Genomic DNA, 12,481 nt, shown 5'->3' on the forward strand with positions numbered 1-12,481 from the left:
AATCTCAATAAACTAAGCCAACCGCGCCAGCACGTCCGCGGCGCTCAGGTTCTCGCGCGTCCCATCGCTTCGGCGCTTGAGCTCGAACTTGCCCTCGGCAAGACCCTTCGGACCTACGAGGATTTGCCAGGGAATGCCAATCAAATCAGCGGCCGCAAACTTCGCGCCGGCTCGCTGGTCGGTGTCGTCGTAGAGCACCTCGACGCCCCTGACGGTCAGCTCACGATAGAGCTGCTCGCAAGCGCCGTCGGTATCTTCGGAACCCTGCTTCAAATTCAGGATCACCGCCTTGAACGGGGCCACGGCTTCCGGCCACTTGATGCCGGCGTCGTCATGGCAGGCTTCGATGATGGCGCCCAGGAGCCGTGAGACGCCGACGCCGTACGAGCCGCTGTGAACAGCGACCTCGGCGCCATCGGGACCCGCCACCAGCGCCTTCATCGGCTCGGAATATTTGGTGCCGAAATAGAAGATCTGGCCGACCTCGATGCCGCGTGTGTGCACGCGCTTCTCCGCCGGCACTTCATGCTCGAAGCGCGCCGCATCGTGAACGTCCTCGGTCGCCGCATAGACCGACGTCCACTGCTTGATGATCGGCGTGAGGTCGCCGTCGTAATCGACACTCTCGTCGGGCACCGGAAGATCGAGCACATCGCGGTCGCAGTAGACGCCGGATTCGCCGGTCTCCGCCAGCACGATGAATTCGTGGGAAAGATCGCCGCCGATCGGCCCGGTCTCGGCGCGCATCGGGATCGCCTTCAACCCCATGCGCGCAAACGTGCGCAGGTAAGCCACGAACATCCGGTTATAGGCGCGACGCGCGCCGGCCTCGTCGAGGTCGAACGAATAGGCGTCCTTCATCAGGAATTCGCGCCCGCGCATGACGCCGAAACGCGGCCGCTGCTCGTCGCGGAATTTCCACTGGATGTGATAGAGGTTGAGCGGAAGGTTGCGGTACGACTTGATGTAGGCGCGAAAAATCTCGGTGATCATTTCCTCATTGGTCGGCCCGTAGAGCAATTCGCGCTTGTGCCGGTCGGCGATGCGCAGCATCTCGGGGCCATAGGCGTCGTAACGGCCGCTCTCGCGCCAGAGATCGGCAAGCTGCAACGTCGGCATCAGAAGCTCGAGCGCGCCGGCACGGTTCTGTTCCTCTCGAACGATCTGTTCGATCTTCTTCAGCACCCGCAAACCCAGCGGCAGCCACGCATAAATGCCGGCCGCTTCCTGCCGGATCATGCCCGCGCGGAGCATCAGGCGATGCGACACGATCTCCGCCTCTTTCGGATTCTCCTTCAGGATCGGGAGAAAAAAACGTGACAGTCGCATGAGCCTTGCCTCAGAGGAATCAGCCGAAGTTACAGGAGTTTGCGGCAGTCAAACCGGATCGGTCGCCAAAACACAAGGGCGCGAACGGGCGAAAGCTGCGATTTGGAGCGGATTTCCGGCCGTTTTGCAGCTCGATCATCCTACATCTTCATGCCGGAATGATCCGGCATCTTCTTCATGTCCATCTGGCCTGCACCCGCAGGGCCCATCGCGCCGATGCCTCCGACGTCGAACGTCACCGAAACCTTGCCGGCCTTTTCAAAGTCCAGCGTGACCGGCAGCTTTTCGCCCTGTTTCAGCGGGCCCTTGAGATCGAGCAGCATCAGGTGGAAGCCCCCCGGAGTCAGCTTCACGGTCTTGCCTGGCTCGATCACCAGGCCTCCGTCGACCGGGCGCATCGTCATGACGCCGTTGTTCATGCTCATCTCGTGCACCTGCACCTTGGCGGCGATGTCGGCCGAGCCGCCGAGCAAGCGGTCCGGCACGGTCCCCTTGTTCTCAATGGTGAGATAGCCACCGCCGACCTTGGCGCCGCCGGGCGTCGCGCGGCTCCAGGCCTGGCTGATGACGAGGTCGCCGGCCTTGACGTCCTCAGCGCACGCCGGCGTCGCCGCGACGATCGCCACGAAGGCAAGACTCGAGAGCGCAGTGATGATCCGTTTCATGAGGTATTCCATGTCTGCCGATTTTTCTTTTGGTTTGCGCTACCGCAAAGAGCGTTGTAGCCGGGGTTGCTACGTTGACCCCGCCTACTATACTGACGCGCGGGAACCGATCCACGTCCTGACCATCAAATACGCTTGTGAGCACGCCAACCGGATCAAATCAAGGATGTGTGAGGCTGCGCCTGTTCTGGCGCAGGCTGGTTGGCGCGCTTGCGATCTATGCCTTGGTCATGCAGCCGCTGCTGCTGACGGTCGCGGGAAGCCAGCTCGCTCAAGCGTCGGTCCTGGACGAATTAACGCTCTCCCAGCTTTGCCTGCATGAGGCGGACGGCAGCCCGGTTGCGCCCGCCGACCAGCAAAAGCACCCTGCACATCAGCATTGTCTGCAATGCTTCTCCGGCGCCTTTGTCCTTCTCGGCGCCCCACAATCCGTAACGGTTGCGTTCGCCGATCGGGAGTTCCGCAAGCTGCGGCTGTCCGGACGCGACTTGCGCCTTTCTCCGGCTTCCAGATATTCGGTCGCCCGTCCGAGAGGTCCTCCACTCAGCGTGTGATGCAATGCAGCCCTTTGGGCTGTCCTCATCTTGCGTTCACATTTTCTGACCGGAGAAATCCCGATGTCTCGGCTCTTGCCGTACACCGTCGCGGTTGCAGGCGTTATGGCGCTGACCTGCACCTCGCAAGCCCTTGCACACTGCTTCGTCGGCGCCCGTTTCTTTCCTGCGACGCTCGCGACCGACGACCCCTGCGTCGCCGACGAGCTGTCCTTGCCAACCGTTTCCTGGTCCAAAACTGGCGACTTCCCGCCTGCCACCCAATGGGACGTTTCCGGTGAACTGTCCAAGCGTATCACCGAGAATTTCGGCGTATCGATCGGACAGGACTGGACCTCCATTCGGCAGGCCAACGGAACGCTGACGCAGGGTTTCGATAACTTCGAGACCACGTTCCAGTATCAAATCCTCAAGAACCGCGAACATGAGCTCGCGATCCTCGCGGGCCTGATCGTCGATTGGGGACGCACCGGTTCCACGGGCTCTGGGCTCGCGACCGATTACAGTCTTGTGACGCCAACGGTCTATGTCGGGAAAGGCTTTGGCGATCTGCCGTCCGACTTTGGCTGGTTCCGTGCGTTCGCCGTGACAGGTCAGGCCGGCTATCAGATTCCGACCAGCTCGTTCGACTTCACCCAGAACGCCTTCATTCCGCAGCAACTGGTTTACGGCGCCTCACTGCAATACAGCATGCCGTACCTGAAATCTGAGATCGTCGATCTCGGACTGCCTGACTTCATCAACCATTTGATACCGATCGTCGAGTTGAGCCTGACGACGCCAGTCGCCAACAATTTCGGCAATCCCTACACGACCACCGGCACCGTTAATCCCGGCCTCATCTATGTTGGAAGCTCGTTTCAGGTTGGGCTTGAGGCCATGATACCCGTCAACCGCGCGAGCGGAACAGGCGTCGGCGTTCTCGGTCAATTGCACATCTATCTCGACGACATGTTCCCGACGACCATCGGTCAGCCGCTGTTCGGCGGAACGGCAACGACGACTCCCCGTAAACTCTGAGGTCACACCATGCGCATCCCACTCCTTGCTAGCGCGGCTTTCCTCGCCGTGTTCGCGGCTTCTGCCGCCTACGCTCACGCCTTTCTCGACCACGCTGAGCCGCGGGTCGGAAGCACGGTATCGACAGCACCGAAAGAGGTGGTGCTTACCTTCAGTCAGAAAATCGAGCCGGCGTTCAGCTCGGTCGAGGTGAGCGATGGCAATGGCGCACGGGTAGACCAGGGCAAACCGAACGTCAGCGCGACCACCATGCGGGTCGGCCTCAAACCATTGCAGCCGGGAACCTACAGGGTCCGTTGGCAAGTTCTGTCGACCGACACCCATTCGACCGAAGGCAATTTCACCTTTCAGGTCGGGAAGTAGATTGATCGTACGATTGGGGTTGCCATGAGCACGCCGGCCGCTTTTCGTTCGAAGCTGCCGGCTCGCCTCTGCCCTCGATGGAGAGCATGTTGATCGATCCGCTTGTCATTGTGCGGGATATTCACCTGGCGTCGACGCTGATCGTCGCGGGCATGATCTTTTTTGATCTCTTTATCGTCGCGCCGATCTGGAAAACGCTGCCGCCCTCCGGGGTGGCGCAGAAATGCTTTCAATCATCCAGCCACAAGATTCTTTGGGCCAGCCTTGCATTGTCGATCGCATCCGCGCTCGCGTGGCTGAGCCTGCTGTCGATGCGGATCAGTGGAAAGGGCTTAGGCGACATCGTCACCGATGGCACGCTCTGGCGCGTGTTGTCGCAGACGCAATTTGGGTTCGCCTGGCAAATACGCCTGTTGCTCGGCGGCCTCCTCGCGCTGTGCCTGTGGTTGCGCAGGGCAAATGCCGGCGTGTTTGGCCAACTTGGCTACCTTGGCCTGACCATCCTCGCCGCCTTGCTCGTGGCCGCCTATCTGGGCTCCCTTGCCTTTGCAGGTCATGGCGCTGAGGGGCTGGACGCGGCGCAGAACATCCATCTGGTCGCGGATTTTCTGCACCTCAATGCAGCCGGCCTGTGGCTCGGCGCTCTCGTTCCCCTCGTGCTGCTGCTCGTCTATCTCGCGCGCTTTCGGGAAGACGGCTGGGCGCTGGCCGCTGCGGGGGCGGCAAGCCGCTTCTCCACATCCGGCATCCTCGCCGTCGGGGCTCTGCTGGTCAGCGGAACCATCAACGCCGCATTCCTGCTGGGCGGAATGCACAGTCTGATCGATACGGCCTACGGCCGTCTGCTGTTGCTCAAGATCGTGCTGTTCGCCGCCATGGCGGCGCTGGCCGGCTTCAACCGGCAATACCTGTTGCCGCGCCTTCACGCTGGAACGGACCAGACATCCCTGACGGTCCGAAAGCTCATTCGCAGCACGCTGGCCGAAATCGCGTTGGGACTTGCTGTCGTTTGCATCGTCGGCCTGCTCGGCATCATGCCGCCGGCGACCGAGATGATCGGCCACGCGCACTGACGAGAGGCTGGTTTTCGCGTTGGCTGCGCCCGCATCGGTGCCGAGCCACGGGTCCATCAGGGTTAACGCGCGGGTCGCAGGATTATTCCGGACCCCCATCACGTTTTCGCGTCAATCATGTGAGCGGCGGATCGGCGTCACCGGCCGATCGCCGGGAATATTGCTCCGCCGCGCTGGGTCTGACCTGCAGCAGTTCAACAGTGGCAGGAGATCCCGGTGCGACCCGACAAAACCAACATCATCATTTTAGTGTTTACGGCCGCCCTGGCTTTGTCGTGCGATGCGAGCTTTGCACAATCCGGTCCGACCATGTTGCAAGGTGATCCCGCGCGTGGGCAAGTCCTCTATCAGGGCTGCATGGACTGCCACTCCATCGACAAGGATGATGTGGGACCGAGACACCGTGGCGTCGTTGGCCGCCGCGCCGGAAGCATCCCGGATTTCGACTATTCGAAGGCGCTCAAAAATTCCGGGCTCGTCTGGGACGAAGCGACACTGGATCGCTGGCTGATCGACCCCAGTGCCTTGGTGCCGGGCACGCGGATGTTCTACGCCGTCGACAAAGCGCAGGATCGCGCAGACCTCATCGCTTATCTGAAGGAACAGAAATAGCCGTCATTGAAGCGACGAATGTTCGCCCCTCTTCCAGTCCGAGCTCACACCTGAGGTCGGTCGGCAAGCCCTTCAATAGACTACTGAAATACCACTATTTGAGTTTCAAATGCCGAAATTCCATTCATTTCACAGCGTGCAGCAATTTTGAACATTCGTTGCCGGAATAGATGACAGGGCCAGAATTATAGTCTAGGAATGCAGCCCTCAGACCGGCTGAAAGGTCGACGTCTGGTGGTCCAAGTCTCGGGAGGAGCCCTGGCGCGCAAAAAGCAGCGTCGCCCCGTCAATCAAGATCAATCACGGATACGGGAAAATAGGGACGACACAATTTTAGGAGCAGGACTTGGTCCTGCTCCTTTTTTATTCGCCACGTTTTGTTTTCCGCGCGCCGGTTTTCTATTTCCACGGGCTGGAAATCTCACGCGCGACAAGCAAACGCGATGGGTTCGCGCTGTCGCGACAAACGCAAGGGCGCAGACGCGACAAACGCCAATGCGTTTGCGCTGAGATCAGTCGCGCTCGAGAAAATTCGATCCGATGTTCGCCTTTTTCCTGATCGGATCGAAATCGCAAAACACGCCATCGGCGAACAACGTGTAGCTCGGGACAATGTTGTATTTGTCGAGCTTCACCGCGTTCAGGCCAACCACCCGCGTACTGGCGCCGCCATTCCACTTGAAAGGCGTCGAACTCTCGGCCTTTTCACAGGCCGCAACGGCGTCAGCGAACACATAGCCTTCGACAAAACTCTTCATGGTCTGAAGCTGGGTGTTGAGCTTCCAGTCGATATAGGCCGTAACGCCCAAGCCAATGATGGCGAGCACCAACAACCCGGCAATGATCCGCTGAAACCACATCTCTTCCCCCGATGCCAGCGCTGAAATCTCAGAACGGCAAGCCCATCATCTTCGACAATCGATCGATATTCAGAAAACCTTCGTAGTAGGCGGCCATGCCAACGGCATAGATCACAGCCGACAGCAGTGTGGTCCAGATCAGCTTGCGGCCCATGCGGCTTGCGACCGGCGCGCCTGGATCGGTGCCCGGAGTGCCACCGCCGTCTTCGTGCTGGCTGCGCACGCCGAACGGCAGTGTCACAAACAGCGTGACCCACCAGAGGACGAAGTAGATCGCAAAGCCTGTTGAGATCGTATAGGCCATCGTGGGTTCAAGCCTGTTCGATTTCGACAAGTGCGCCCGAAAAATCCTTCGGATGCAGGAACAGCACCGGCTTGCCGTGCGCGCCGATCCTGGGAACGCCATCGCCAAGCACGCGCGCGCCTTCCTTGATCAGCCGGTCACGCGCGGCAACGATATCGGGCACGTCGTAGCAGATGTGATGGATGCCGCCGTCGGCGTTTCGCTCCAGGAACTTTGCGATCGGCGACGTATCGCCGAGCGGCTGAATGAACTCGATCTTGGTGTTCGGCAAGGTGACGAAGACGGTGATGACGCCGTGTTCCGGCAACGGCACCGCGGCCGACACCTCCGCGCCGAGCGCGCCATAGATTTGGGCCGCCTTTTCGGCGTCCTTGACTGCAATTGCGACGTGATTAAGCCGGCCGAGCATCCTAGTGTCCCGATTCCGAAGTTCGTATCCTCTTGCGGCCCCACGATTACGAACTTCGGAATCGAAGGGACGCTAGCAAACCTATTGATCCAGTGTGGCTTTGGTTCAGCAGTCCCGCATGATGAACTCGCCGCGACGATGATGCGGACTTCTGAACCGCCACACTAGTGTTCTGTCCCGTAAGTTCGTAGCATAATTATTGCATCGGTTTCGGGTATCCTTATCGAAGGAGATACCCGATGCGCACCGGACGGCCGAAGGCGACGCTGACGATTTCGAGTGACGAACGTACGCAACTCATGGCCATCACACGGTCGCGCTCGCTCCCTGCGGCGCTGACGCTGCGGGCAAAGATGGTGCTGGCCTGCGAACGTGAACCGAGCAATGCCATCGTGGCGACGCGGCTCGGTGTCGGCCCTCATACGATCGGCAAATGGCGCAATCGCTTCGTCGCAGATCGGATCGAGGGGCTCTACGACGAGATGCGTACCGGCAGGCCTCGCACGGTTGAGGATGAGGCTGTGGCCGAGATGATCACCAAGACACTCGCTCGCAAGCCCAAAGCCGCAACCCATTGGAGCGTGCGCGCCATCGCCAAAGAGACGGGCATTGCCAAAAGCACCGTTCATCGCTTGTTCCAACTCTTCGGGCTGCAGCCTCACCGCACCCGCAGCTTCAAACTCTCGACCGATCCCTTCTTTGTCGAGAAGCTGCGCGACGTGGTCGGGCTCTATCTCAATCCGCCTGACAAGGCCGTGGTGCTTTGCGTCGATGAGAAGAGCCAAATTCAGGCCCTCGAACGAACCCAGCCCATGCTTCCTATGGGGTTCGGCTACATCGAAGGCGTCACCCACGACTACGAGCGTCATGGCACAACCACTCTGTTCGCCGCCCTTAACGTGCTCGACGGCGCAATCATCGCTCAATGCAAACCCCGCCATCGTCACCAGGAGTTCCTCGCCTTCCTGCGTCACATCGAAGCTAACGTGCCGCCCCAACTGGACATCCATCTCGTCGTCGATAACTACGCCACCCACAAGCATCCCAAGGTTAGGATCTGGCTCGCCCGACGCCCGCGTTGGCACATTCACTTCACGCCAACCTACGCCTCCTGGCTCAACCAGGTCGAACGCTTCTTCGCGCTCATCACCCAGCGTGCGATCCGGCGGGGATCGTTCGATTCCACCGCCGACCTCGTCAAAAAAATCGACCGCTTTATCCGCACCCACAATGCAGACGCTCGTCCCTTCGTCTGGACCGCAACTGCCGACTCCATTCTCCAGAAACTCGCGCGACTTTGTCAGCGAATTTGCGGGACAGAACACTAGCGCCTCCCGCGTTCGTTATAGCTTGGGGCTACCGCTCCGCCTAGACCATGAGCACGTGGACGAAGCACAGCGGCTTCTTGCCCCAATGCTCGTTCACGGACGCGCGAACCGCCCTGCGCACCGATTCCGCCAGTGCATCCGGATCGCGCCGCCGCGCCCGCGGCAGGCCTTCCACCGTCGAGACGATGACGTCGAACACGATGTCGTCGAGGACCTCGCCCGCTGCGTTCTTTTCGGGAATACCGATCAGCTCGATCTCGGGGTCATCGGCAAGCTCGCCCTTTTCGTCCATCGCCAGCGCCACGAAGGCGCAGCCGGCAAACGCCATGCGCCGCCTTTCGACGACGGCGCGTGATTTGGAATCCTCCAGGATCGTGCCGTCCTTGTAGAGCCGCCCCGACGGCACCTCATCGATGATGCCGGGCTCGCCGGGTCCAAGCTTGACCTGGTCGCCGTTGCGGCAAATCAGCACCTTTGGAACGCCGGCAGCGCGCGCCAGCTTCGCGTGCTCGAACAGATGCAACGCCTCGCCGTGAACCGGAATGAGCAGTTGCGGGCGCACCCAGCCGATCAGGTCGCGCAACTCGTCGCGGCGCGGATGACCCGATACATGCACGAGATGGGTTCGGTCGGTAATGACTTCAACGCCTTGCGTGATCAGGCCGTTGATGATCGACCCGACAGCCTTCTCGTTACCGGGGATCGTTCGCGAGGAAAAGATCACGCAGTCGCCCTTGTTGAGGGTCACCTGCGGATGATCGTCATTGGCGATGCGGGCGAGCGCCGCGCGCGGCTCGCCCTGGCTTCCCGTGCACAGCGCCAGCACCTTGTCCGGCGGGAAATGACCGTAAAGCTCGGCGCTGCGGAAATTCTGCACGCCGTCGAGATAACCGGTTTCGCGCGCAACCTGGACGACGCGATCCATGGCGCGCCCGACCACCACGACCTCGCGTCCCGATGCGCGCGCGGCATCCGCGACCGCGCGAATGCGGGCGACGTTGGAGGCAAAGGTCGTCACGGCAACCCGGCCTTTGGCGGCCTTCACGAGCTCGATAATGGTCTTGGCGACTTCGGTCTCTGACGGCGAGCGGCCATCGCGGACCGCATTGGTGGAATCGCCGACCAGCGCTAGCACGCCGGCGTCGCCCAGCTCGCGCAGCCGCCGCTCATCGGTCGGCGGCCCCGTCACCGGCGTCGGATCGAGCTTCCAGTCACCCGTATGCAGCGCCGTTCCCGCAGCCGTGTGAATGGCAAGCGCATGCGATTCCGGAATCGAGTGTGCGACTGGGATGAACTCGACGCCGAACGGCCCGAGTTCGATCCGGCCGCCCGAGGGCACGACGGTGACCGGAATCTTCGGCGGATTGCGCTCGGCGGCGCATTTCGCCTCGAACAACGCGGCTGAGAATTTGGTCGCATAGATCGGGCATTTCAGCCGCGGCCAGAGATCGATGATGGCGCCGAAATGATCTTCGTGGGCATGCGTCAGCACGAGCCCAACCAGATTCTTCCGCTCTTTCACCAGAAAGCTGATGTCGGGCATGATGGTGTCGATGCCCGGAAGGTGTTCCTCATCGCCGAAGGACACACCGAGATCCACCGCCAGCCACGATCGCTGCCGCGGGTTGGCGAAACCATAGACCGACAGGTTCATGCCGATCTCGCCGACACCGCCCAGCGGAGCAAAGGTGAACTCGCCTGCCTCTGCCATCAACCGGCCCCTGCGGACGCGGCTGCGCCGAAATGCACGTCGCCGGCTGAAATCGAAACCCTCTCTCCGGTGGACGTTTTGACGATCATGCAGCCCGTGTCATCGATGGTGTCAAAGATGCCCGACACCGTGGCATTGCCGGTATGGACCGCGACAGGCTGTCCGAGTCCGGTCGCGAACGCCAGCCAGCGCCGGCGGATTTCGCCAAATCCCTTGCCCTGATCCCAAATCGCGCGGCATTCGGCCCAGCTGTCCGATAGCGCCGCAAACAGCGCCTCGGCGCTGGTATCGACGCCAAGTGCCTTGAGCGATATGGCGGGCGTTGGCATGCCCTCGGGCGCGGCAACGACATTGGTGCCGATCCCGACCACGACCGCCAGGCGAGCGCCGCCCACAGCCTCCGCTTCCAGATTGATGCCGACGATCTTCATTCCGTTCGCCAGCACGTCATTGGGCCATTTCAGGGAGAAGTCCGGCTGGCTCAGCCCCGCCGCCTTCGGTCCCGCCTCAGCACTCACCCGGCGAAGCGCCGTCCCGGCGGCGAGACCGGCGGCAAACCCCAGGGTCGCCGCAACCGCCGGCGCGACGTCCATCACTTCCATGATGCTGCTTGCGAGGTTGCCTCGCGGTGCGATCCAGGGGCGATTCCGCCGGCCGCGCCCCGCTGTCTGCTCCGTCGTCACGAACCACATCGGCCCGCACTCGCCCTCACGCGCCCGTGCCATGGCTTCCACATTGGTGGAGCCGGTCTTGTCGAAGGCAGCGAGACGGTAACCTTGAGATGTTGCGCGTGGACCGAGCGTGAATGCCATCTAAAAAAGTGATTTGGCCGCTGCCGAGGCGATGCTCACCAGCGGTCCGGGATAAACGAAGAAAAGCAGATTGAAGAAACCGGCAACCGCCAGCACCGTGCCCACTTCAACGCGGACCGGGTCAAGCTTTGCGAGCGGCTCGTCGAAATACATGACCTTGACGATCGAGAGATAGTAATAGGCACCGATCACGCTGGTGATCACGCCGATGACCGCAAGCGTAAACAGGCCCGCCTTGATGGCGGCGACGAACACGTAAAATTTGCCGAAGAAGCCCGCGAGCGGCGGAACGCCGGCCAGCGAGAACAACAGCATCGCAAACAGGAAGGCCAGCAAGGGATTGGTGCGGGACAGTCCGGCAAAGTCCGAGATGTTCTCGACGTGCTGACCGTTGCGTTTCATCGCCAGGATGACCGCGAAGCTGCCGAGCGTCATCGCAACATAGATGGCCACATAGACCAGAACGCCTTGAGCGCCCTCAGCCGTGCCCGAAGCGAGGCCCACCAGCGCAAAACCCATGTGACCGATCGACGAATAGGCCATCAGGCGCTTGATGTTCTTTTGGCCGATCGCAGCAAACGAGCCGAGCGCCATCGAGGCGATCGAAACGAACACCACGATCTGCTGCCATTGCGGAACGATGCCGGGAAACGCGGTCAGCGTCACGCGGGTGAACACCGCCATGGCCGCGACCTTCGGGGCGGAGGCGAAGAAGGCCGTCACCGGGGTCGGCGCACCCTCATAGACGTCGGGCGTCCACATATGGAACGGAACGGCCGAGACCTTGAAGCAAAGCCCGGCGAGCAGGAACACGATGCCGAAAACAATGCCGATCGAGCCGGTTTTTGCGGCCGCCGCGATGCCGGCAAAGCTGACCGTGCCGGTGAAGCCATAGATCAGCGAGGCGCCATAGAGCAGCATGCCGGAGGAGAGCGCGCCCAGCACGAAATATTTCAGTCCCGCTTCGGTTGATTTGGCGTTGTCGCGGTTGGAGGCCGCGACCACGTAAAGCGCAAGGCTCATCAGCTCGAGGCCGAGATAGAGCATGATCAAGTCGCCGGCCGAGATCAGCACCATCATGCCGAGCGTCGAAAGCAGCACCAGAATGGAATATTCGAAGATGCGCCGGGACGGGTCGGCGAGAAACTCGGTCGACAGGACAAGCGTCGCGCCCGAACCGATAATGGCGAGAACCTTCAGGAAGCGGGCGAAGTCGTCGACGATGAAGCTGCCGTTGAAGGTGACGAGCTTTCCGGCCGGCAGCGTCAGCTCCAGCACGGCGACGATGACGAGAAGAACGAGCGCGAGGCCATTGATCAGGCCGGTGGTGCGGATGCCCTGATAGGCTCCGACCATCAGCAGCACCATGGCCCCGACCGCCAGAACGAGTTCCGGCAGTACCGGCAGCAACTGATAACCTGCGCTTTCAAAGCTCATCGTA

Annotated in this window: 14 protein-coding genes; 6 read left to right on the forward strand and 8 right to left on the reverse strand. The window is 61.2% G+C overall.

The window, feature by feature from the left end:
- Window positions 1-12: 12 nt before the first annotated feature.
- Both proS and VFB05_RS26195 read right to left on the reverse strand, forming a co-directional pair.
- A complete protein-coding gene (proS, locus tag VFB05_RS26190; RefSeq protein WP_325017828.1) occupies window positions 13-1,329 on the reverse strand; it encodes a proline--tRNA ligase in 1,317 nt (438 codons plus the stop codon).
- Between the two features lie 140 nt (window positions 1,330-1,469).
- Window positions 1,470-1,994: a copper chaperone PCu(A)C gene (locus VFB05_RS26195; protein ID WP_325017830.1), complete on the reverse strand. Its 525-nt coding sequence runs from the start codon at window positions 1,992-1,994 to the stop codon at window positions 1,470-1,472.
- A gap of 170 nt (window positions 1,995-2,164) precedes the next feature.
- Here VFB05_RS26195 and VFB05_RS26200 point away from each other — a divergent pair, with 170 nt between their 5' ends.
- The 5 genes from VFB05_RS26200 (at window position 2,165) to VFB05_RS26220 (ending at window position 5,616) form a co-directional block, all read left to right on the forward strand.
- Window positions 2,165-2,548: a hypothetical protein gene (locus tag VFB05_RS26200; protein WP_325017832.1), complete on the forward strand. Its 384-nt coding sequence runs from the start codon at window positions 2,165-2,167 to the stop codon at window positions 2,546-2,548.
- Between the two features lie 63 nt (window positions 2,549-2,611).
- Window positions 2,612-3,568, forward strand: a complete 957-nt coding sequence (locus tag VFB05_RS26205) for a hypothetical protein (protein ID WP_325017834.1) — start codon at window positions 2,612-2,614, stop codon at window positions 3,566-3,568.
- A 9-nt stretch (window positions 3,569-3,577) separates the two neighbouring features.
- Entirely contained in the window at window positions 3,578-3,931 is a 354-nt protein-coding gene (locus tag VFB05_RS26210; protein WP_325017836.1) for a copper resistance CopC family protein, read from the forward strand.
- A gap of 86 nt (window positions 3,932-4,017) precedes the next feature.
- A complete protein-coding gene (copD, locus tag VFB05_RS26215) occupies window positions 4,018-5,004 on the forward strand; it encodes a copper homeostasis membrane protein CopD (protein ID WP_325017838.1) in 987 nt (328 codons plus the stop codon).
- 216 nt (window positions 5,005-5,220) lie between these two features.
- On the forward strand, window positions 5,221-5,616 hold the full coding sequence (locus tag VFB05_RS26220) for a c-type cytochrome (protein WP_325017840.1): 396 nt from the start codon (window positions 5,221-5,223) through the stop codon (window positions 5,614-5,616).
- Between the two features lie 512 nt (window positions 5,617-6,128).
- Here VFB05_RS26220 and VFB05_RS26225 read toward each other — a convergent pair.
- Genes VFB05_RS26225 through mce form a run of 3 tightly spaced genes read right to left on the reverse strand, consistent with a single transcriptional unit; the run spans window position 6,129 to window position 7,189 of the window.
- The gene (locus tag VFB05_RS26225) at window positions 6,129-6,476 is read right to left on the reverse strand and encodes a hypothetical protein (protein WP_325017842.1); all 348 of its coding nucleotides are present in this window, start codon (window positions 6,474-6,476) and stop codon (window positions 6,129-6,131) included.
- Window positions 6,477-6,504: 28 nt separating this feature from the next.
- The gene (locus VFB05_RS26230) at window positions 6,505-6,780 is read right to left on the reverse strand and encodes a DUF1467 family protein (protein ID WP_325017844.1); all 276 of its coding nucleotides are present in this window, start codon (window positions 6,778-6,780) and stop codon (window positions 6,505-6,507) included.
- A 7-nt stretch (window positions 6,781-6,787) separates the two neighbouring features.
- Window positions 6,788-7,189 (reverse strand): methylmalonyl-CoA epimerase, encoded by a 402-nt coding sequence (gene mce / locus VFB05_RS26235; protein ID WP_325017846.1) that lies wholly within the window; start codon window positions 7,187-7,189, stop codon window positions 6,788-6,790.
- A gap of 239 nt (window positions 7,190-7,428) precedes the next feature.
- On the opposite strand from mce, the gene VFB05_RS26240 reads away from it, so the two are divergent.
- Window positions 7,429-8,517 carry an IS630 family transposase gene (locus VFB05_RS26240; RefSeq protein ID WP_325017848.1) on the forward strand — a complete coding sequence of 363 codons (1,089 nt, stop codon included), beginning with the start codon at window positions 7,429-7,431 and terminating at the stop codon, window positions 8,515-8,517.
- A gap of 40 nt (window positions 8,518-8,557) precedes the next feature.
- Here VFB05_RS26240 and VFB05_RS26245 read toward each other — a convergent pair whose 3' ends face one another.
- From VFB05_RS26245 to nuoN, 3 genes are read right to left on the reverse strand one after another with little or no spacing between them, the layout of a single operon-like run.
- Window positions 8,558-10,228: a ribonuclease J gene (locus tag VFB05_RS26245; protein WP_325017850.1), complete on the reverse strand. Its 1,671-nt coding sequence runs from the start codon at window positions 10,226-10,228 to the stop codon at window positions 8,558-8,560.
- Window positions 10,228-11,040, reverse strand: a complete 813-nt coding sequence (locus VFB05_RS26250) for a biotin--[acetyl-CoA-carboxylase] ligase (protein WP_325017853.1) — start codon at window positions 11,038-11,040, stop codon at window positions 10,228-10,230. Before VFB05_RS26250 ends, VFB05_RS26245 begins: the two co-directional genes overlap by 1 nt.
- The gene (gene nuoN / locus VFB05_RS26255; protein ID WP_325017855.1) at window positions 11,041-12,477 is read right to left on the reverse strand and encodes an NADH-quinone oxidoreductase subunit NuoN; all 1,437 of its coding nucleotides are present in this window, start codon (window positions 12,475-12,477) and stop codon (window positions 11,041-11,043) included.
- Between the last annotated feature and the right edge of the window lie 4 nt (window positions 12,478-12,481).

It is taken from the genome of Bradyrhizobium sp. (assembly GCF_035652035.1).
Lineage (GTDB): Bacteria > Pseudomonadota > Alphaproteobacteria > Rhizobiales > Xanthobacteraceae > Bradyrhizobium.